At 64.7% G+C, this 19,180-nt stretch carries 21 protein-coding genes and 1 tRNA gene; 15 read left to right on the top strand and 7 right to left on the bottom strand.

The window, feature by feature from the left end; all coding sequences use genetic code 11:
- Window position 1: 1 nt before the first annotated feature.
- From cbiE to FJ419_RS08590, 9 genes are all read left to right on the top strand, one after another.
- Window positions 2–1,243, top strand: a complete 1,242-nt coding sequence (gene cbiE / locus FJ419_RS08635) for a precorrin-6y C5,15-methyltransferase (decarboxylating) subunit CbiE (RefSeq protein WP_140689717.1) — start codon at window positions 2–4, stop codon at window positions 1,241–1,243.
- Window positions 1,240–1,740: a cobalamin biosynthesis protein gene (locus FJ419_RS31120; RefSeq protein ID WP_246679152.1), complete on the top strand. Its 501-nt coding sequence runs from the start codon at window positions 1,240–1,242 to the stop codon at window positions 1,738–1,740. The genes cbiE and FJ419_RS31120 overlap by 4 nt, the downstream gene beginning before the upstream one ends.
- Window positions 1,737–2,501, top strand: a complete 765-nt coding sequence (gene cobM, locus FJ419_RS08620) for a precorrin-4 C(11)-methyltransferase (protein ID WP_140689715.1) — start codon at window positions 1,737–1,739, stop codon at window positions 2,499–2,501. Before FJ419_RS31120 ends, cobM begins: the two co-directional genes overlap by 4 nt.
- Window positions 2,498–3,313, top strand: a complete 816-nt coding sequence (gene cobA, locus FJ419_RS08615; RefSeq protein WP_140689713.1) for a uroporphyrinogen-III C-methyltransferase — start codon at window positions 2,498–2,500, stop codon at window positions 3,311–3,313. Before cobM ends, cobA begins: the two co-directional genes overlap by 4 nt.
- Window positions 3,310–4,626, top strand: a complete 1,317-nt coding sequence (locus FJ419_RS08610; RefSeq protein WP_140689711.1) for a cobyrinate a,c-diamide synthase — start codon at window positions 3,310–3,312, stop codon at window positions 4,624–4,626. The genes cobA and FJ419_RS08610 overlap by 4 nt, the downstream gene beginning before the upstream one ends.
- The gene (gene cobS / locus FJ419_RS08605) at window positions 4,623–5,390 is read left to right on the top strand and encodes an adenosylcobinamide-GDP ribazoletransferase (protein ID WP_140543160.1); all 768 of its coding nucleotides are present in this window, start codon (window positions 4,623–4,625) and stop codon (window positions 5,388–5,390) included. Before FJ419_RS08610 ends, cobS begins: the two co-directional genes overlap by 4 nt.
- A 24-nt stretch (window positions 5,391–5,414) precedes the next feature.
- Window positions 5,415–6,425 (top strand): nicotinate-nucleotide--dimethylbenzimidazole phosphoribosyltransferase, encoded by a 1,011-nt coding sequence (gene cobT / locus FJ419_RS08600; RefSeq protein ID WP_140689709.1) that lies wholly within the window; start codon window positions 5,415–5,417, stop codon window positions 6,423–6,425.
- A gap of 91 nt (window positions 6,426–6,516) precedes the next feature.
- Complete coding sequence (locus FJ419_RS08595; protein WP_140689706.1) at window positions 6,517–6,780, top strand: hypothetical protein; 264 nt, start codon at window positions 6,517–6,519, stop codon at window positions 6,778–6,780.
- A 288-nt stretch (window positions 6,781–7,068) separates the two neighbouring features.
- Entirely contained in the window at window positions 7,069–8,235 is a 1,167-nt protein-coding gene (locus FJ419_RS08590; RefSeq protein ID WP_140689704.1) for a sulfite oxidase, read from the top strand.
- A 554-nt stretch (window positions 8,236–8,789) separates the two neighbouring features.
- On the opposite strand, the gene FJ419_RS08585 is transcribed toward FJ419_RS08590, so the two are convergent.
- Window positions 8,790–8,865 (bottom strand) — tRNA-Lys (locus tag FJ419_RS08585).
- Window positions 8,866–8,971: 106 nt separating this feature from the next.
- Complete coding sequence (locus tag FJ419_RS08580) at window positions 8,972–9,874, bottom strand: PhzF family phenazine biosynthesis protein (protein ID WP_140689702.1); 903 nt, start codon at window positions 9,872–9,874, stop codon at window positions 8,972–8,974.
- A gap of 132 nt (window positions 9,875–10,006) precedes the next feature.
- Between FJ419_RS08580 and FJ419_RS08575 the strand changes: the two genes are divergently transcribed.
- The 3 genes from FJ419_RS08575 to FJ419_RS08565 are packed head-to-tail and all read left to right on the top strand — an operon-like array spanning window position 10,007 to window position 13,216.
- Window positions 10,007–11,293, top strand: a complete 1,287-nt coding sequence (locus FJ419_RS08575) for an efflux RND transporter periplasmic adaptor subunit (RefSeq protein WP_140689700.1) — start codon at window positions 10,007–10,009, stop codon at window positions 11,291–11,293.
- A gap of 4 nt (window positions 11,294–11,297) precedes the next feature.
- Window positions 11,298–12,002, top strand: a complete 705-nt coding sequence (locus FJ419_RS08570; RefSeq protein WP_140689698.1) for an ABC transporter ATP-binding protein — start codon at window positions 11,298–11,300, stop codon at window positions 12,000–12,002.
- Window positions 11,999–13,216 (top strand): ABC transporter permease, encoded by a 1,218-nt coding sequence (locus tag FJ419_RS08565; RefSeq protein WP_140689696.1) that lies wholly within the window; start codon window positions 11,999–12,001, stop codon window positions 13,214–13,216. Before FJ419_RS08570 ends, FJ419_RS08565 begins: the two co-directional genes overlap by 4 nt.
- 73 nt (window positions 13,217–13,289) lie before the next feature.
- On the opposite strand, the gene FJ419_RS08560 is transcribed toward FJ419_RS08565, so the two are convergent.
- Together FJ419_RS08560 and FJ419_RS08555 are read right to left on the bottom strand one after the other, a co-directional pair.
- A complete protein-coding gene (locus FJ419_RS08560) occupies window positions 13,290–14,006 on the bottom strand; it encodes a hypothetical protein (RefSeq protein WP_140691039.1) in 717 nt (238 codons plus the stop codon).
- 5 nt (window positions 14,007–14,011) lie between these two features.
- Window positions 14,012–15,124: an endonuclease/exonuclease/phosphatase family protein gene (locus FJ419_RS08555; RefSeq protein ID WP_140689694.1), complete on the bottom strand. Its 1,113-nt coding sequence runs from the start codon at window positions 15,122–15,124 to the stop codon at window positions 14,012–14,014.
- 167 nt (window positions 15,125–15,291) lie between these two features.
- Between FJ419_RS08555 and FJ419_RS08550 the strand changes: the two genes are divergently transcribed.
- A complete protein-coding gene (locus FJ419_RS08550) occupies window positions 15,292–15,879 on the top strand; it encodes a BA14K family protein (protein ID WP_140689692.1) in 588 nt (195 codons plus the stop codon).
- 170 nt (window positions 15,880–16,049) lie between these two features.
- Window positions 16,050–16,334 carry a PilZ domain-containing protein gene (locus FJ419_RS08545; RefSeq protein WP_140543151.1) on the top strand — a complete coding sequence of 95 codons (285 nt, stop codon included), beginning with the start codon at window positions 16,050–16,052 and terminating at the stop codon, window positions 16,332–16,334.
- 84 nt (window positions 16,335–16,418) lie between these two features.
- Here FJ419_RS08545 and ilvC read toward each other — a convergent pair whose 3' ends face one another.
- Together ilvC and FJ419_RS08535 are read right to left on the bottom strand one after the other, a co-directional pair.
- A complete protein-coding gene (gene ilvC / locus FJ419_RS08540) occupies window positions 16,419–17,438 on the bottom strand; it encodes a ketol-acid reductoisomerase (protein WP_140543150.1) in 1,020 nt (339 codons plus the stop codon).
- 25 nt (window positions 17,439–17,463) lie between these two features.
- Window positions 17,464–18,117 (bottom strand): TetR/AcrR family transcriptional regulator, encoded by a 654-nt coding sequence (locus FJ419_RS08535; protein ID WP_140689689.1) that lies wholly within the window; start codon window positions 18,115–18,117, stop codon window positions 17,464–17,466.
- 119 nt (window positions 18,118–18,236) lie between these two features.
- Between FJ419_RS08535 and FJ419_RS08530 the strand changes: the two genes are divergently transcribed.
- Window positions 18,237–18,668, top strand: coding sequence for a DUF1772 domain-containing protein (locus FJ419_RS08530; RefSeq protein WP_181164842.1), 432 nt, complete (start codon window positions 18,237–18,239; stop codon window positions 18,666–18,668).
- A 21-nt stretch (window positions 18,669–18,689) separates the two neighbouring features.
- Here FJ419_RS08530 and FJ419_RS08525 read toward each other — a convergent pair whose 3' ends face one another.
- Entirely contained in the window at window positions 18,690–19,145 is a 456-nt protein-coding gene (locus FJ419_RS08525; protein WP_140689687.1) for a MarR family winged helix-turn-helix transcriptional regulator, read from the bottom strand.
- Window positions 19,146–19,180: the final 35 nt, after the last annotated feature.

The following is a 19,180-nucleotide window of genomic DNA, read 5'->3' as shown; positions in this document are numbered from 1 at the left end:
CATGCCTGCTAAGGGTCCGCGCGCCGCCAAGCCAGCCTCAAAATGGCTCACCATCGTCGGCATCGGCGAGGACGGTGTAGCGGGTCTCGGCGACGAGGCCAAGCAGCGGATTGCCGAGGCCGAGATCGTCTTCGGCGGCAAGCGGCATCTCGGCCTTGTTGCGTCGCTGGCCAAGGGCGAAGCGCGCCCGTGGCCGACGCCCTTCGATGCTGAAATGCGCGACGTGCTGGCACTCAAGGGTAAAAAAATCTGCGTGCTCGCGTCCGGCGACCCATTTTTCCATGGTGTCGGCGTAACGCTGGCCCGCAAGGTCAAGCCGGAGCAAATGCTCGTCCTGCCGGCGCCCTCGTCTCTGTCGCTGGCCGCCTCCCGCCTCGGCTGGGCTTTGCAGGACGTGGAGACCATCTCGCTGCACGGCCATTCGATCGACCTGATCCGGCCCCTGCTCCATCCCGGCGCGCGCATCCTGGCGCTCACCTCCGACGCCGACACTCCGGCGGCTATCGCTGCACTGCTCGACGAGCTCGGTTTCGGCCCTTCGCGGTTGACGGTCCTCGAAGCGCTCGGCGGTATGGATGAGGCACGCCGCACCGTTCGCGCCGAAGCCTTCGATCTCGAAAACGTCAACCCGCTCAACGTGCTGGCGATTGAAATTGAATCGACACCGGATGCCCGCGTCCTGCCTCTGACCGCCGGCCTTGCCGATCATCTGTTCGAGCATGACGGCCAGATCACCAAGCGCGAGATCCGCGCCATCACGCTGTCGGCGCTGGCGCCGCGGCGCGGCGAGCTGCTGTGGGACATCGGCGCCGGTTCCGGCTCGATCGGCATCGAGTGGATGCTGGCTCATTCCTCCCTGCGCGCCATCGCCATCGAAGCCAATAGCGAGCGCGCCGCCCGCATCCACCGCAACGCCGCGCATTGCGGCGTGCCCGGCCTCGTCGTGATCGAAGGAGCCGCGCCGAAGGCGCTGGCAAAATTGGAGACGCCCGATGCGATCTTCATCGGCGGCGGCGGCAGCGATGCCGGCGTGCTGGAGAAGGCGATCAAGGCGCTGCGTCCCGACGGCCGGCTGGTCGCCAATGCGGTAACGCTGGAGATGGAGGCGCTGTTGCTCGACCAGCACAACAGGCGTGGCGGCGACCTCACCCGAATTGCGCTGTCGCGCGCAGCGCCTGTCGGCTCGATGCAGGCATGGCGACCGGCCATGCCGGTCACGCAGTGGAGCTGGGTCAAGCCATGATGGTCGCAGGCATCGGTAGCCGCAAAGGCGTGAGCGTCGAAGAAGTGCTGGCGGCGATCGAGACCGCGCTCGAAGCGCATGGCCTGACCATAACGGCATTGTCCGCCTTGGCGACAACCGAATTCAAACGCAACGAAGAAGCCATTTTTGCCGCCGGTCGTAGGCTCAGCCTCCCGGTGATAGTGGTGGATGCCGCTGGCTCCGAACCACCGCTCCCCCTCACCCAGCCTCCGCTTCGCTCGGCTGACCTCTCCCCGAGGGGAGAGGAGGCTACCAGCGCTGGCGCCAGTCTCTTCTCCCCACCGGGGAGAAGGTGGCCCGAAGGGCCGGATGAGGGGGCCGCCTCACGCAACCTTTCGCAAGAACTCGCCGGCACACCGTCGGTTTCGGAGGCGTCGGCGCTCGCGGTTGCCGGGGCCGGCGCGAGACTGCTCGGGCCCCGCACGGTGCTCGGTCCGGTCACCTGCGCCATCGCCATCAGCGGAGATGCGCCATGACGGTCCATTTCATCGGCGCCGGCCCGGGCGCGGCCGACCTCATCACCTTGCGCGGCAGCCGGCTGCTGGCATCCTGCCCGGTGTGCCTCTATGCCGGCTCGATCGTCGCGCCGGAGCTGCTCGAGCATTGCGCGCCAGGCACCAGATTGATCGACACCGCGCCGATGTCGCTCGACGAGATCGAGGCCGAATATGTCGCCGCGCACAAGGCCGGCCAGGATGTCTCCCGCCTGCATTCCGGCGACCTTTCGGTGTGGAGCGCGGTGGCCGAACAGATCAGGCGGCTGGAAAAGCACGGCATCCCCTACACGCTGACACCTGGCGTGCCCTCCTTCGCGGCGGCGGCGGCCGCACTTCGCCGCGAGCTCACCATTCCCGAGCTCGCGCAAAGCCTGGTGCTGACCCGCGTCTCCGGCCGCGCCTCGAAAATGCCGCCGGGCGAGACGCTGGCCGGCTTCGGCCGCACCGGCGCCACGCTTGCCATTCATCTTGCCATCCATGCCATCGACCGCATAGTCGCGGATCTGACGCCGCTCTACGGCGCCGAATGCCCGGTCGCGGTCGTTTTTCGCGCCTCCTGGCCGGACGAGCGCATTCTGACCGGCACGCTGGGCACCATCGAAGCACAGCTGGCGGAAAACCCGATGGAGCGCACGGCGATCATTTTCGTCGGCAGCGCGCTCGCAGCGCAGGATTTCGGCGAAAGCTCATTGTACGACGCCCACTACCAGCGGCGTTTTCGCGGACGGGACGGATTGTGAACGGCAGCGCCAATACGAACGGACGGGCAAATGTGGAGCAGGCGCTGGCGCGGCTGAACTTCAAGCCGCGCGTGCTGGAACCCGGCCATGTCTGGCTGGCCGGCGCCGGCCCCGGCGACCCCGGCTGCCTGACGCTGGAAGTGCTGGCCGCGCTCGGGCAATGCGACGCGCTGGTCTATGACGCGCTGGTCTCGCCCGACGTCGTGGCGGTCGCTCAAGGTGCCGAGCTTTTCTACGCCGGAAAACGCGGCGGCCAGCCTTCGATGAAGCAGGACGACATCAACGCCCTTCTCGTGCGCCTGGCGCGCGAAGGCCGCCGCGTCGTGCGCCTGAAGGGCGGCGATCCTTATATTTTCGGCCGCGGCGGCGAAGAGGCTCTGGCGCTCGCCGGCGAAAGAATTCCGTTCCGGGTGCTCTCCGGCCTCACCTCGGGCCTCAGTGCGCTGGCCGCCACCGGCATTCCGGCCACCATGCGCGGCATCAACAAGGCGGTCATCCTCGCCACCGGCCACGCGGCGGGCACTGATGACGACATAGACTGGGCCGCGCTCGCCCGCACCGGACAGCCGGTCGTTATCTATATGGGCATGGCCAATCTGCCGGTCATCGCGGCGAAGCTGCTCGAGGGCGGCCTTGCGCCATCGACCCCAGCCGCCGTGATCGTGGCGGCAACCACGCCGCAGGAGCGCATCGTCGTCGCCACGCTCGCGACAATTGCCGAGCAGGCCGCGGCCGCCGGGCTCGCTTCGCCGGCGCTGATTGTGGTCGGCGGCATCGTCGCCATGCGCGCGGCACTGGCGGGCGAGGCATGACGGCGCGCGCGATCATCATCGGCGCGCCCCGCTCCGGCTCAGGCAAGACCAGCGTCACGATCGGCTTGTTGCGCGCGCTTACCCGGCGCGGCCTGAAGGTGCGCGGCGCAAAGTCCGGACCGGACTATATCGACCCCGGCTTCCACGCCGCCGCGACCGGCCTTTCCGGCGTCAACCTCGACAGCTGGGCGATGTCGCCTTGCCTGCTCAACGCGCTGGCCAGCCAAGCATCCGACGACGCCGAATACATCATTCTCGAAAGCGCGATGGGCCTGTTCGACGGCATCCCCGCGCCGGAAGGCCGCTCCGGCTCGGCCGCCGATCTCGCCCGGCTCTACGGCCTGCCTGTGCTCCTGGTGCTCGACGTTTCCGGCCAATCGACCACGGCGGCGGCGGTGGCCAAGGGTTTCGCGACCTATGACCCGGATGTCCGCATGGCAGGCGTCGTGCTCAACCGGCTCGGCAGCGAACGCCATCGCCGCCTGTCCGGCGACGCTATCGAGGCGATCGGCCTGCCCGTGGTCGGCGCCATCCTGCGCGATCCGACACTCAACCTGCCGGAGCGGCATCTCGGCCTCGTCCAGGCCGGCGAATACGAGAACCTGATGGCGCATCTCGACCGGCTGGCCGACATGGTCGAGAAGTCGCTCGACATCGACGCCATCCTGGCGCTGGCATGCCCGCTGGAGCCGGCGGCCGGCGACTTCGGCGATGCCTTGCAGCCGCCCGGGCAGCGCATTGCGCTGGCCGAGGACGCCGCCTTCACCTTCCTCTATCCGCATGTCGCCATGCATTGGCGCAAGGCCGGCGCCGAGATCGTGCCCTTCTCGCCGCTTACCGACGAGGCGCCCTCGCCGGACTGCGATGTCTGCTGGCTGCCGGGCGGCTATCCCGAATTGCATGCCGGCAAGCTCGCGGCCGCGACCAACTTCCAGGCCGGAATGGTGCGGTTCGCGGCGACGAAGCCGGTTCACGGCGAGTGCGGCGGCTTCATGGTGCTGGGTGAGGTGCTGGAAGACGCGGAGGGCCAGAGCCACAAGATGCTTGGCCTGCTTGGCCATTCGACCAGCTTCGCCAAACGCAAGATGAACCTCGGCTATCGCGAGGCGCGGCTGCGTGCCGCCTGCCCATTGGGGCCGGAGGGCACGTTGATCCGCGGTCACGAATTCCACTACGCGCAGATGCTTGCTGCCGGCAATGACGAGCCGTTGGCCGACCTCGCCGACGGCCAGGGCAGTCCGCTCGGCGCCTCCGGCTACTGGCGCGGCCATGTCAGCGGCACCTTCTTCCATGCCATTGCGAGGGGCGCATGAGCGGCCCTTCCGCGCCCCGGCAAGTGCTTGACGATATCGGCCTCAGCCTCGTCTTCTTCACCCGGCTGAGGTTGCCCTCGAGCGACTTCGGCGGCCGCAGCCTGGCGGATGCAATCTGGGCGGCGCCCTTCGCCGGCCTCGCGGTGGCGATCATCGGCGCGCTTGTCTATGCGATCGCCGCCGTCTTCGGCCTCGCCACAGCACCGGCCGCGGCGCTCACGCTCGCCGCGACGATGCTCGTCACCGGCTGCCTGCACGAGGACGGGCTTTCCGATATCGCCGATGGTTTTTGGGGCGGCAGGACGCGCGACAGGAAATTGGAGATCATGCGCGACAGCCGCATCGGCGCCTATGGCGCCGCCGCGCTTGGGCTGTCTCTGCTCATCCGCTGGAGCGCGCTTTCCGAACTCGCCGGTCCAGGGCACGTGTTCCTGGCGCTGCTTGCTGCGCATGCCGGCTCGCGTGGCCTGTTCGGCGCCTTCATGCATCTTCTGCCGCCGGCACGCAGCGACGGCCTGTCGGCGGGCGCCGGCACCGTCACCACCGAAACCGCAGTCATCGGCGCCGCGCTCGGCGCGGTGGCGCTGCTGGCGCTCGGCCTTGGCGGCGCGATAGCGGCGCTCATCCTGCTCGGCCTGGTCTTCATGGCGTTCCGCGCGCTTTGCCTCAGCCAGATCGGCGGCCAGACCGGCGACACGATCGGCGCGCTGCAGCAGCTCGGCGAGATCGCCGTGCTGCTCGTCGCATCCGTTTGCCTTTCCTGATTCACTTTCGGAGACCTTGCCCCCATGAGCTTCAAATCCCTCGAAGACCTTCGCGCCGCCTGCCTTGAACTCCCCACCGGCAGCGATGCGGCCGCCAGCGCCGTCGCGAGGCGCCAGGACACGCTGACCAAACCGCAGGGCAGTCTCGGACGGCTGGAAACGATCGCCGCCTGGCTCGGCCGCTGGCAGGCCCGCGACATGCCGAAACTCGACCATGTGAAGGTCGTCGTCTTCGCCGGCAATCACGGCGTCACCGCGCAGGGCGTGTCGGCCTATCCTTCGGAAGTCACGGTACAGATGGTGGCGAACTTCGCCGGCGGCGGCGCGGCCATCAACCAGCTTGCCCGCATTGCCGGCGCCAAGCTCGACGTCATCCCGCTCGATCTCGACCATCCGACCGGCGATTTCACGATAGTGCCGGCGATGGACGAAAAGGCGTTCCTCGCCGCCGTCTCGGCCGGTTACGACACGGCGACCAAGGATCTCGACCTCGTCTGCTTCGGCGAGATGGGCATCGGCAACACCACGCCGGCGGCGGCGATCTCGACGGCGCTTTTCGGCGGCGGCGCGGAAAAATGGACCGGCCGCGGCACCGGCGTCGACGATGCCGGGCTGCTGCGCAAGGTCGTGGCCATCGAGGCCGGCCTCAAGCGCCATGCCGATGCGCTCTCCGACCCGCTGAAGATCGCTGCCGCCCTTGGCGGGCGCGAGCTGGCGGCAATCCTCGGCGCCACACTCGCCGCGCGCAAGAACAACGTGCCGGTGCTGCTCGACGGCTTCGTCTGCACCGCGGCCGCAGCACCGCTGGCCAGGCTGCATCCGACCGGGCTGGCCCACACCATCGCCGCCCATGTCTCGGCCGAAGCCGGCCACCGCCGCCTGCTCGAAGCGCTCGGCCTGCCGCCGCTGCTCGATCTCGGCATGCGGCTCGGCGAAGGCTCCGGCGCCTGCCTTGCCGTCAACATCGTTCGTTCGGCACTGGAATGCCACGCGAAGATGGCGAGCTTTGCCGAGGCCGGCGTTTCTGAAAAATAAAATCGGTCGAAATTTCAACACTGTTGAAGCATCGAAATAACGTCATCTTGATTATTCCATGAGACGTAGAAGTCTCACGGGAGATCACTCGATGTATTTGAAATATCTAATATCTGCTGCGATTCTTGTTGCCGCAGCTTCGCCGGCCGTATCTCAGGACCAATATGTTCGGCCGCTCCGTCCGGGCGAAGACGGGTCGGCCAGGATCCAATCGTCCATCTCGATGACCTTTCCGGTCAAGGATGACGACGACGCCGCCGCGCAGCAGCAAGTCGCGCTTCGCTCCCGAACTGCGGAAATTTCCGCCGGTACTGCGGAAATTCCGAACTGGAAGCGCTGCGCCATGTCTGTTTGATAGCCCTATCTTCATTGTAACTATCGTACGTTCATTAGAGACTCCTCATGTTTGCTCTCGCCACGAACGCATATAAGGCGTACGTTTGTAGATCGCCGGCTGGCACCTGAGGGATCCGGCGACTGAGAGCGGGAGACTCCGCCTTAAAATACGTCGCATTTCCAACTCGCGCTGCTCCGCGTGCTCTCAAGATTGCCTGCTTCGGCCGGGCCTCTCCTTTGCGCGATTCCGGCCCAGTGCCTTTATGACTGGAGGAGTAATCAGTTTTTCATCGGAGGAGAAATCATCATGCATCACCTTCCGCGACGCGAATTCATCGGTCAAGGTAGCGCGGCCCTAGCGGCGCTGGCGGTCTTCCATTCACGGTTTGCCTACGCCTTTCCAAGCCGGGCGGGTGAAACCGTAATCCCGTGGGTGGACCAGCCGCCGCCCAATCCTGTCCCAGCCGTCATCCAGACCCAGCTCGTCTGGGAGGATATGGATTCGTGGGTGACGCCCAATGAGAAATTCTTCAGCATCGCGCATTTTGATCGGCCAACCATCGATGCGAATGCCTGGAAGCTGGAAATCGACGGGTTGGTCAAGAAGCCCCTGAGCCTGTCGCTTGCCGACCTCAAGGGGCGGCCGCGCCAGGAGGTGGCTTTCACCGTAGAGTGTTCAGGCAATCACGGTTTTCCATTTTTCACTGGCGGCATTGGCAACGCCCGTTGGGCTGGCACTCCGCTCGCCGCCATCCTTGAAGAGGCAGGCGTGAAAGAAAATGGCATCGAAGTTGTTTTTTGGGGCACTGATGTCGGCGACATCGCCCTCAAAGACGACACCCGCGACGTCAAGATGCATCAGAATTTCGCCCGCAGTATGTCGCTCGCCGATGCGATGAGCCCCAACAACATCCTCTGTTACGAGATGAATGGGACCGCCCTGCCGCAACCCAACGGTTTCCCCGTGCGGCTCATTGCACCTGGCTGGTATGGTATCGCCAACGTCAAGTGGCTTAAGCGCATCGAGATACGCAACACGCGCTTCATGAACCTGCTGATGGGACGAAACTACGTTACCATCCGCGAGGAAGAGCACAATGGCGAGACGGTGTGGGCCGAGACCTCGGTCGGCCGTGCATTGCTGAAGTCCGCGCCTGCAAGAGTGACGCGCAGCGATGCCGGATACCGGATCAGCGGTGCGGCCTGGGGTGCTCCATTCGCCAAGGTCGAAGTGAAAGTTGATGATGGCCCCTGGGTCGAAGCGACAATCGACCATGCTGAAGAAGCTGAATTCGCCTGGAAGGTGTGGTATCTCGACTGGAAAGACCCATCAAAGGGCGAACACACGATCACCTCGCGCGCCACTGACATGACCGGGAAAATCCAACCCGCGATGGACGATCCTTGGATTACCAAGAAACATACTTACTGGGAAAGCAACGGTCAGGTCACGCGCCGCATAAGCATTGCTTGAGAAGGCCTACCTTCCGGCCGTACCACCTCACCGAGCATCGATTTGACCTCATGCAGAACATGAGGTCATTTCGTCATTGCTGTCTAGCAAGCGTATTCCACGAGCGCTGGACGAGCTGTCTGTGAGCTTCTCGATAGGCAGTTACCAACGCCGATCTGTCAGAGCTGTCGCGCGGGGAGTCTCATGTCGGCTTTTCGAGCAACATCTGCCCAAGGTAAACGTACGGCAGCTTTCAGGATTGGCGCGCGGGTCGGTGTACGGCGACAGTGAGTGCGCCAAGCCGCCATCTGCCATTGACGTCACTATCTGGCGTCAAAATTGGACTCGAACTGCCTTCACTTTCGATCAACGCGCGGCATCTGGCGTCAGCTACAAGCTCGGATGTGCATCTTGCCTTTGCCCGCCTGCGGCGCACAGGCTGGAGAGACCGTCGCGGAAATTCCCTCAATATGTCGAGAGAAGTCAGACTCAACCCCGCTGATATCGCCTTCAATGCGGTAAGAAATATCGAAGATTTTGAGGGACTAGCGGATAGGTGAAAAGAAGAGACCGTTTGGTGGGTGTGCACAGGATCGAACTGTGGACCCGCTGATTAAGAGTCAGCTGCTCTACCAACTGAGCTACACACCCACACCGCCGGAAAACTCAGCGTCGGCGGCGCATATAGCCGCCGCTTTCGGCTGTGTCTAGGCCCTGCCGGATCATTTCCCGACAAATCGCTGAATTGCCGCACCCGTCAGATAAAAAGCTTGCCTTCAGCCACTTTGACCGCGTGGCCGCCGATGCGCGCGGAGGCCAGTTTCCCGCCATCGACATTGAGCTCGAGCCGGATGCGCGAAGGCCGGCCCATTTCCAGCCCCTGCTCGATCCAGAGCTGCGAGATGCCGTCGGTCGGGGCGTCGAAATGCATGACGGCGCCGGCAAAGGCGGCGGCGGCAGAACCCGTTGCCGGGTCCTCATAGGACGGCGTGCCAGGCACGATCATGCGGACATGGAAGGCGCTGTCGTGGTGGACCCGCTCGCGGCAATAGACATAGGGGCTGGCGAAGGCCCATTCGCTCTTGCGCGGCGCCAATTCCGACCACGCCTGGTTGTCGAGCCGGATCTTGGCCGCCTCCTCCAGCCCGGCAACGGGAATCGTCACATAAGGCACGCCGGCCGACCAGAAAGCGACGCGGTGATTCTCGAAGCCGATCTCGTGCGGGGCAAGGCCGAGCGCGGCGCCGATCGCTTCCGGGTCGGCCTTGAGCTCCAGCGGTTCCGGCAGTTTCGCCAGGTCGAACTCGGCGAAGGTCGAGCCGTCATGCTTGCTCACCGCGCAGCGCACCGGCCCGATATTTTCCTCCAGCACGAAGATGCCGGTCGCCTCGCCGGCGAGTTCGGCCAGCGCGATCGCCGAGCCGACCGTCGGATGGCCTGCGAAAGGCATTTCATAGTCGGGCGTGAAGATGCGTATGCGGTTGCGATGCTTCGGATTGTCGGGAGGCAGCACGAACACCGTCTCGGACAGATTGAATTCGCGCGCGATCGCCTGCATGCCGCCAGTGTCGAGCCCATCGCTGTCGAGCACCACCGCAAGCGGATTTCCGGCCAGCCCTTCGGTAGTAAACACATCGTAAAGCAAGTAATTGCGCGCCATGGAGAAAACCTTTCGCCTCGCCCCGAATTTCTGCCTCAATCCCAACATGAGGGAAATTTAATTTGAAATTCGAACCTTAAGGCCTGATTTGTGGACGGATAGGGACATCCATTTTCAGCATAGGGGTCCGGCGTGGACCAGCTTGTCAATCCGCCAAACGCGGAATCCGGTACTTCCATAGAGGCAGCGCTCGGGCTCGACCGCAAGGGCGCAAGCCGCAAGCGTCGCCGCTTCTGGTTCTACGCGCTGCTGACGATAGCGATCATCGCGGCCGGCATTGCCGTCTATCGGTCGTATGCCGCAGCACCTCCCAGGATCGAATACACCACCGTGCCCGCGGCGATCGCCGACCTCACCGTCGCGGTATCGGCCACCGGCACGCTGCAGCCGCTGACCCAGGTCGACATCTCCAGCGAGCTTTCCGGCATCGTCCGATCGGTCGCGGTCAATGAGAATCAGCAGGTCAAGAGGGGCGACGTGCTGGCGAGGCTCGACACCGCCAAGCTGGAGGTCCAGATCGAGCGCGCCACCGCCTCCGCCAAGGCGGCGGCAGCCGCCGTCGAGAACGCCAAGGTTACCTTGCAGGAGAACGAGAACGCGGTTGTGCGCGCAAGTGCGCTGACCAAGCGCGGCATGGCGACGGACCAGTCGCTCGAAGCGGCGACCGCGACGCGCGATCGTTCGAAGGCCGCGCTCGACAGCGCCGAAGCCAATCTCGCCATTGCTCAGGCCGATCTCAAGGCGCAGCAGACCGATCTCGCCAAGAGCACCATCTATGCGCCGATCGACGGCATCGTGTTGACGCGCTCGGTCGATCCCGGCCAGACGGTCGCGTCCTCGCTGCAGGCGCCCGTGCTCTTCGTCATCGCCGCCGACCTTCGCAACATGGAATTGCAGGCTGCGGTCGACGAGGCCGATATCGGCGAGGTCAAGCCCGGCCAGCATGCCCGCTTCACCGTCGACGCTTTCCCGGACCGCCCGTTCGACGCCGAGATCCGCGACATCTCCTACGCCTCGGTCACCACCGACGGCGTCGTCACCTATAAAGCGCGGCTCGAAGTCGACAATGGCGAGCTGCTCTTGCGGCCCGGCATGACGGCGACCGTCTCGGTCGTCACCCGGCAGGCCAAAGGCGTGCTTACCGTCCCGTCGACCGCCTTCCGCTACCGCCCGATGCAACAGCAGGCACGCGGCTGGAGCCTGCGCGACCTCTTCACCGGCCGAATGGGCCGCCCCAACCGGCAAGCCGAGGCAACGAAGGCGCCGACCGACGGCTCGCGCACGCTTTATGTGCTGGAGAACGGCCGGCCGCATCCGGTCAATGTCAGAATCGGCTCGACCGACGGCGAGTTGACCGAGATCACATCCGGCCTCGATGAGGGCGCTGAGGTCGTCACCGGCGCGCAGCAGCGGAGCTGACGAAATGTCGGCTCCTCTTCTCATCAGTTTCGACAAGGTCTGGAAGAGCTACGGCGAGGGCGAGGCCCGCGTGCACGCGCTGGCCGGCGTCGATCTCGCCATCCGCAGAAGTGAATTCGTCGCCATCATGGGTCCTTCCGGCTCGGGCAAGTCGACGGCGATGAACATCATCGGCTGCCTCGACACGCCGACGGCCGGAACCTACTGTTTCATGGGCATCGATGCGGGCCGCCTCGACCGCAACCGCCGCGCGCTTTTGCGCAACCTCTATGTCGGCTTCGTCTTCCAGGGCTACAATCTGCTGCCGCGCACCACCGCGGCGGAAAATGTCGAGCTGCCGCTGATCTATCGCGGCGTTGCCGCGCGCGAGCGCCGCGATCTCGCCATGCAGGCGCTGGCCGAGGTCGGACTTATCGGGCGCGAGCACCACACGCCGGCCGAGCTTTCCGGCGGCCAGCAGCAGCGCGTGGCGATCGCCCGCGCCATCGTCACCAGGCCGACGCTGCTCGTTGCCGACGAGCCAACCGGCAACCTCGACACCGCGCGCACGCACGAGATCATGGAGCTGTTGACCAGGCTCAATGCCGAGCTCGGGCTCTCCATCGTCATGGTCACGCATGAGGCCGACGTCGCGAACTATGCCGGCCGCACCATCCGTTTCCTCGACGGCCATGTCGCCTCCGACACCTTAGCGGAGCAAGCGGCATGATCTGGGAGACCGTACGCCTCTCGCTGCGCTCAATCCGCCGCAACGTATTGCGCTCGTTCCTGACGCTGCTTGGCATCGTCATCGGCGTCGCGGCCGTCATCGCCATGCTCACCATCGGCTCCGGCACGACGGAGAAGGTCAAGGCGGATATTTCCAAGCTCGGCAGCAACCTGCTTGTCGTTCGCGCCGGTCGGCCGGCGGGACCCGGCGGACCGGGAGGGCTCGACCAGGCGGTGCGGCCGCTGGCCGAAAAGGATGTCGCCGCGCTCGTCGCGCATCTGAGCGGCGCCCGCGCGATTTCGCCGGCCTCGCAAAAGCAGGTCCGCGTCATCTTCGGCACCGAAAGCCTGACCTCTGGCGTGACCGGCACCGACAGCGCCTATCTCGACGCCCGCGACTGGAAACTGGTGTCCGGACGATCCTTTAGCGATTCCGAAACGCGCGCCGGCGCGGGTGTGTGCCTGATCGGCGAAACCGTGCGCCAGCAATTCTTCGGCGCCGGCGATCCGGAAGGCGAGATCATCCGCGTCAACCGCACCTCCTGCAAGATCATCGGCCTGCTCGAGCCCAAGGGCTATACCGGCTTCGGCCAGGACCAGGACAATGTCGTGCTGACGCCGCTGCACGCCTTTCAACGGCGCATCGCCGGCAACCGCGACATCGACAACATCTATATCGCCGCCGACGACCGCACCCCGACCACCGAGCTGCAGCCGCGCGTCGAGGATATCTTGCGCGACACACGCCGTATCACGCCCGACCGCGATCCCGATTTCGCCATCCGCGACATGACCCAGATCGCCGATGCGATGACCAGCGCCACCACCACAATGACCGGCATGCTGGGCGCCGTCGCCGGCGTCAGCCTGCTGGTCGGCGGCATCGGCATCATGAACATCATGCTGGTCTCGGTCACCGAACGCACGCGCGAGATCGGCATCAGGCTGGCCATCGGCGCGCATGAAAAACATATCCTCATCCAATTCCTGGTCGAGGCGACGGTGCTGTCGCTCTTTGGCGGTATCATCGGCATCCTGACCGGGCTTTCGCTGGCCGGCCTTGCCTCGATGACGCTGACGATACCGTTCGCGCCAAGCCCCGCCGTCATCATGCTCGCCGTCGGCTTCTCGGCGCTGATCGGCATGGTGTTCGGCTTCTTCCCGGCGCTGCGCGGCGCAAGGCTCGACCCGATCGACGCGCTCAGGCACGAATAGTCAGAGGCAGCGTTCTGCAGCTGTGCCCCCCGATCTTGCGGTGACGAAGCGCTGAAAGAGCAGACGGGTGCTGCTAACGATCGCCGGCGAAATGCCACTCGACCAGCGGCTTCATGTGCGGCATCAGGCCGTCGGGCAGATCGGCGGCATTGCGGATGATGACCGGCCCTTCGATCTCCGGCTCTGTCTCGGCGGCGACGAAGGCACTGATGCGGCGCGCCAGCTCGTCGGCCGGCTCGGCCACCCGGTAGCGGCGGAAGATCACCGTGCCGCTTGCTATCGATAGCGCGTGATAGCGCTGTCCGCGCTCGGCCGCAGAAAGATCGAGCCCGGTCTCCTCTCTCACCTCGCGGATCATGTTGAAGTCGACATCGGCCAGCCCGTCGCGGAAATCGATCGGCTCGAACGAGCCGGCGGCGAAATAGACGCGGCCGGCATTGACCGTATGCGGCCCCATGCGGATCGCGACCAGCGCATTGTCGCCGGCGACCAGCACGGCATGCGCGTAGGCGTGCTCGGCGCCGGAATTCTCGCGCCGCTTGCGCCACAGCATGAAGGTCGAATAGTTCACCGCATGGCAGCGGCCGACGAGGCGGCCGTCGCGGTAGGCAAGCTCGGAAAGCAGCACCACGGCGCCGTCGAACAATGCCGGATTGGCGGCGATCTCCCGCCGCCAGTTCTCGGCGATGGCTGCCGCATTGCTCAGCGCGAAGGGATGCGGGCCGGGATCGAGGCGGACAGCGACCGCATCGACCGGAAGGATGACGTTGCGCGGCAGGTCGAACCTCAACAGCGTCATGCCATGTCCAGTGTGATCGCCACCGGGCAATGGTCCGACGCTTTCGGCCTGTCCCAGCCCGCGCGCGGGAAACGTTCGACCTCCTGTCCGGGCGGAAATATGGTGCGCCAGGGCTGGCCGTTGCGGATGATGTCGGGAACGGCGGTGGCGTTCTTCGCGGCCAGCGCCTTCGACAGCAGGATATAGTCGAGCTGGCAAAGGTGCCGCTCCTCCGGGCCGCGCGTATGGTAGAAGCTCCAGCGGTCCATCTCCGGACGCCGCTCGACGACATTCTCGCAAAAGCCCCCTGCGGTGAGCACATCGATCGAGGATAGGGTTTCGTCGACAACCTCGAAATGGTAGCCGTCAATGGCGTCGCCATCGATCTTCACGCGCTGCCGGTAATCGTTCATGTCGCCGCAGATCGCCCAGCGTTTGTCGGCGGCATGGTCCTTGCCGAAACGCTCCTCGACGATGCGGCGCACCGCTTGCGCTTCCGCGATGCGCAGCGGCATCGATGCCTGGCGGCCATCCAGCCCGTTGCGCGGCGGCCCCATCGATTTGAAATGCACCAGATAGAGCGTTAACGGCACGCCGCCGACCCTCAGGTCGATCTCCAGGCAGTCGCGGCGAAAGACACGCTCATTGGCGAGATAGCCGAGCGCGGCGAGCTCCGGCGTGAACAGGCCGAACTGTTCGAAGGTGACATAGGCATGGCTGGTCATGCGCACGAAGTCGATCGGCTGCCCTTGCGCTGTTTCGTTGCGCATCATAACCGCGACATCGATGCCGCGCGTATCGTTGCCGGCGGTGGTGTATTTCTGCCGGTAGCCCTGGCCGATCATCTTGAACAGATAGCCATATTCGAAAGCCTTCAGCGCCTCGATATTGTCGACCTCCTGCATGCAGATGATGTCGGCGCGGGTGGCTGCTATGGCGAGCGCCGTCAGCTGGCGCGTGTCGTCGGACTGGGCGATGGCACGGGCCTGCTCGAGAAACCGGTATTCGGCCTCGCTCTGGATATCGAACAGGGCCAGCGTGCGGTCTTCATTGAGCTGGTTGCGATAGCCCGAGAAATCGAACCTGCTCATCAGGTTCTCGACGTTGAAGGTGGCAAGCCGCAGCGACATGGCCGTGACCTTTGCCCGCAAGCGGGAACGAAAACAAGAGCCAGGCGCGATACTCGTTATGGTTGATGGAACCTTTCCGTTCATCCTCCGTTCAGACGGAAAGTTCCAACAATGGGCCTCTTCCCGAGTTGTGCTGGGCGTGGGGCCTTTGCTCCTTGGAGAGTGAAATGAAACCGCTTTTTTCTTCCCTGAGATCCGGCCTCCTGGTCCTGGGCCTCGTTACCGGCGTGACGGCGCCATCGGTCGCTGGACCGATCCTGCAACCCGATCTGTCGACCGCAACCAGCACGGCGGCAACCATCATACCCATCCGCGACAGCTGGGCCGGCGGCAACGACCGGCGGGGGATGTATGATTGGCGCTGGCGGCGCGGTGGCGACTGGCGGGGCCGGGATTTCAGATGGCGCGGCGACGACTTCCGCTCCCGTCATTTCTCCCGCAACTGGGACGGCGGCGGCGACTGGCGCTGGCGGCATCATCGCCATCATCGGGGTTTCGACAATGGTGACGCCGCCCTTCTGGGGCTGGGCCTAGGCCTGGGCCTGGGTAGCCTCGCCTACAACAACTACTACGATCCATACTATTACGACCCTTACCCGCGCTACGTTCAGCCGCGGCGCATCTACCGGACCGAGCGGCTTTCCAGGGCCCATGTCCAATGGTGCTACGACCGCTACCGGTCCTATCGGGCCTGGGACAACACGTTCCAGCCCAACTACGGCCCGCGCCGGCAGTGCATCTCGCCCTACATCTGAGCCCTTCGGCATGAAGGATGAGACGGCGCCCTTCGCGGCGCCGTTTTATTTTGCCGAACCTGTGCCCGCCATCGGCCGATAACCCTAAATTCATCGGCGGCGGCTATTCATCCATGCCGTTGTCCCCCAATATGACGATTCGCGCGAACGGGGTGCGAGACGTGCACGCCATGGCCGAAAACGAACACAGAAACCAACACAGGCAACGCGTGCTCAAAGGCGCGGCGATCCTGACCGGCATCAACAATTCCGAGGTCAGATGCACGGTGCGCAACATGCATGCTAACGGCGCAGAGTTGAAAGTGCCGATCGATGCGCGCGTGCCGGACGAATTTCTGCTCTATGTGCCGGTCGACGGCATCGGCTACAGGGCCGTGGTGCGTTGGCGCCGCGAGGACCGCATCGGCGTCGAGTTCACCGGCACCGAGCCCAAGCCGCACTGGCACTACGGCTAAATTCCCGGACCCGACCAGCTTGCTTGGCAAAGAAAGGCCGGCGGATCGCTCCGCCGGCTTTGATATCTGACACGAAAACTCGCCTTAGTTCTTCGCCTTGTCGACCAGCTTGTTCTTGGCGATCCACGGCATCATGGCGCGCAGCTTGGCGCCGACTTCCTCGATCTGGTGGCTGTCGTTGCCACGACGGATGCCCTTGAAGCGCGACAGGCCGGCGCGATATTCCTGCATCCATTCCGAGGTGAACTTGCCGGTCTGGATGTCCTTCAGGATGCGCTTCATCTCGGCCTTGGTCTCGGCGGTGATGATGCGCGGACCCGAGACATATTCGCCCCATTCGGCGGTGTTCGAGATCGAATAATTCATGTTGGCGATGCCGCCTTCATAGATCAAGTCGACGATCAGCTTCACCTCGTGCAGGCACTCGAAATAGGCCATTTCCGGCGCGTAGCCGGCTTCCACCAACGTCTCGAAACCAGCGCGGATCAGCTCGACCAGGCCGCCGCACAACACCACCTGCTCGCCGAACAGGTCGGTCTCGCATTCCTCGCGGAAATTGGTCTCGATGATGCCCGAACGGCCGCCGCCGACGCCGCAGGCGTAGGAGAGCGCGAGGTCGAGCGCGTTGCCCGAAGCGTCCTGGTTGACGGCCACCAGGCACGGCACGCCGCCGCCCTTCTGGTATTCGCCGCGCACCGTGTGGCCCGGGCCCTTCGGCGCGATCATGACGACGTCGACCGACGCCTTCGGCTCGATCAGGCCGAAATGCACGTTGAGGCCGTGCGCGAAGGCGATCGCGGCGCCGTCGCGGATGTTCGGCGCGATCTCGTTTTTGTAGATGTCGGCCTGCAATTCGTCGGGCGTGGCCATCATCATCAGGTCGGCCCATTTGGCGGCGTCGGCCACGGTCATCACCTTGAGCCCGTCGGCCTCGACCTTCTTGGCGGTCGCCGAGCCGGCCTTCAGGCCGATGGCGATTTCCTTGACGCCGGAATCCTTGAGATTGAGCGCATGCGCCCGGCCCTGGCTGCCATAGCCGATGATGGCGACCTTCTTGCCCTTGATCAGATTGAGATCGGCATCACGATCGTAATAGACACGCATTGTGGTCTTCCTTCCCGTTTGAAGATCAGAGGGCCTGCGGCCCGGTTTTTGCTCCGAAAAGAGCGAGAAACTGCTGCGTCGCGCGGCGGGCATCGCCGCCGATCGTCGCCCCAGTCAATTCCACCCGATCGCCGAGCAGCAGACGTATCTGCACGTCGCGGCCGACCAGGCCGAAAAAGGTCCGGAACGCCGTCTCGGCGTCCTCGAAATCGAGCAGTCCTGCCTGGCGCCCGGCTTCGAGCACAGGCTTCAGGCGCTTCGCCAAGGCAAAGCGGCCGTTCTGCAGCACGACGGCGCCGAGATCGTCCTTGCCCGAGCCGGCATGGCTGACCGCGACACGGTTGAGCGCGATCGAGGTGTCGCTGGAAATTACCTTGAGCCAGTCGGATGCGAAGCGTTCGAGGCTCATGGTCAGCGAAGCAAGGTCGAGCCCTTTGCGATCGACCGGCGCCACGCGCACTTTGGACGCCTGCCACTGCACTGTTGCCGTCAGCAGCCCGTCGCGGTCGCCGAACCATTTGTAGAGCGTTTCCTTGGAGCAGCTTGCCCGCCGCGCCACTGCGGTCATGGTCAGGTTGTCGCCCTCCTCGACCAGCAGGCGAAGCGCCGCATCCAGAACGGCCTGCTGGCGCTCGGTGAGCGTTTCGCTGTTGTCGATATTCTGCACGCTATGCAACACGTTTGCCCTCGGCTACGTCAACAAGACCGGTGCGTACCGTACGTTACGGTTCGGTTCTATGCCGTATTGCCGGACGTCATGCAAGCCCTATTTTCCATTTCCTTGCGAGGGATACGATGCTGGTCGGTCTGCTCGCCCTGGCTGTGGCCGCCGCTTTCACCGGTGCCGCTGTCTATGTCAGCGTCGCGGAGCAGCCTGCGCGGCTTGGCCTCGATGACCAGGCGTTGCTGCGCGAATGGCAGCCCTCCTATAAGCGCGGCGCCGCCATGCAGGCCTCGATTGCCATGGTCGCCTGCGTTCTCGGCTTGATCGCCTGGTGGCTGACGGGCGCGTCGGCCTACCTGGCCGGTGCGCTGTTCATCATTCTGCCTTGGCCATGGACGCTGCTGGTGATGATGCCGACGAACCGGATGCTGGAGGCGATGGATGCCGAGGCCGCCAATTCTCAGGCGAGGTCATTGATCGTCAGGTGGGGCGAGATGCATCTGGTCCGTGTCGCGCTGGGCGGGCTGGCGACGATCGCATTTCTATGGGCCTTGCGCCTGCCCTGAAAGATCGTCGGCTCATGGATTTCAGTCCGGGACCGGCGGATCGCGCAGCCGCCCGAGCAACGCCCCAAGCATCTCCAGCTCTTTGGCTGACAGCCTGTCGCCCATCAGTTCCGCGATCGAAGCGCCATAGACGGCCCAGATGCGGCGGCGCATCTCCCGGCCCCTTGCCGTGATGCGCACGGTCTGGCCCCGGCCGTCATCGGAGACCGGCAGCTTTTCGACGAGGCCATCCACTTCCAGCCGGGCCAGCAGCCTTGAAACGCCGTACTGCGCCAACAGAACGCGATCGATCAGCTCGAACGGCCGCAGCCCTCCCTCGCCCGCTTCCGCCAGCTCGTGCAGCACATCATACCAGCCTAGCGGCGGCAGCCCGCTGGCCTTCAGCGCGTCCTCGGTCTTTTCGACCAGTTGGCGCGAGACGCGCATGAGGCGCGCCCAGGCGGTGACGGCTTCGGGCGATGGGGATTTCGTCGTCATCGGCGCAGCCTAGCGGATAGATGCAAATGCATCAA

The organism is Mesorhizobium sp. B2-6-2, from assembly GCF_006440615.1.
Lineage (GTDB): Bacteria > Pseudomonadota > Alphaproteobacteria > Rhizobiales > Rhizobiaceae > Mesorhizobium.
The sequence above is the reverse complement of the archived record's forward strand: the minus strand, read 5'-3'. Positions and strand labels throughout refer to the sequence as shown.

Coding starts and splice junctions, on each gene's coding strand:
- FJ419_RS08565 (WP_140689696.1), top strand. CDS start 11,999: ATGATCTGGGAGACCGTACGCCTCTCGCTGCGCTCAATCCGCCGCAAC.
- FJ419_RS08590 (WP_140689704.1), top strand. CDS start 7,069: ATGCATCACCTTCCGCGACGCGAATTCATCGGTCAAGGTAGCGCGGCC.
- FJ419_RS08550 (WP_140689692.1), top strand. CDS start 15,292: ATGAAACCGCTTTTTTCTTCCCTGAGATCCGGCCTCCTGGTCCTGGGC.
- FJ419_RS08555 (WP_140689694.1), bottom strand. CDS start 15,124: ATGTCGCTGCGGCTTGCCACCTTCAACGTCGAGAACCTGATGAGCAGG.
- cobM (WP_140689715.1), top strand. CDS start 1,737: ATGACGGTCCATTTCATCGGCGCCGGCCCGGGCGCGGCCGACCTCATC.
- FJ419_RS08545 (WP_140543151.1), top strand. CDS start 16,050: ATGGCCGAAAACGAACACAGAAACCAACACAGGCAACGCGTGCTCAAA.
- cbiE (WP_140689717.1), top strand. CDS start 2: ATGCCTGCTAAGGGTCCGCGCGCCGCCAAGCCAGCCTCAAAATGGCTC.
- FJ419_RS08595 (WP_140689706.1), top strand. CDS start 6,517: ATGTATTTGAAATATCTAATATCTGCTGCGATTCTTGTTGCCGCAGCT.
- cobT (WP_140689709.1), top strand. CDS start 5,415: ATGAGCTTCAAATCCCTCGAAGACCTTCGCGCCGCCTGCCTTGAACTC.
- FJ419_RS08525 (WP_140689687.1), bottom strand. CDS start 19,145: ATGACGACGAAATCCCCATCGCCCGAAGCCGTCACCGCCTGGGCGCGC.
- FJ419_RS08570 (WP_140689698.1), top strand. CDS start 11,298: ATGTCGGCTCCTCTTCTCATCAGTTTCGACAAGGTCTGGAAGAGCTAC.
- FJ419_RS08610 (WP_140689711.1), top strand. CDS start 3,310: ATGACGGCGCGCGCGATCATCATCGGCGCGCCCCGCTCCGGCTCAGGC.
- FJ419_RS08580 (WP_140689702.1), bottom strand. CDS start 9,874: ATGGCGCGCAATTACTTGCTTTACGATGTGTTTACTACCGAAGGGCTG.
- FJ419_RS31120 (WP_246679152.1), top strand. CDS start 1,240: ATGATGGTCGCAGGCATCGGTAGCCGCAAAGGCGTGAGCGTCGAAGAA.
- cobS (WP_140543160.1), top strand. CDS start 4,623: ATGAGCGGCCCTTCCGCGCCCCGGCAAGTGCTTGACGATATCGGCCTC.
- ilvC (WP_140543150.1), bottom strand. CDS start 17,438: ATGCGTGTCTATTACGATCGTGATGCCGATCTCAATCTGATCAAGGGC.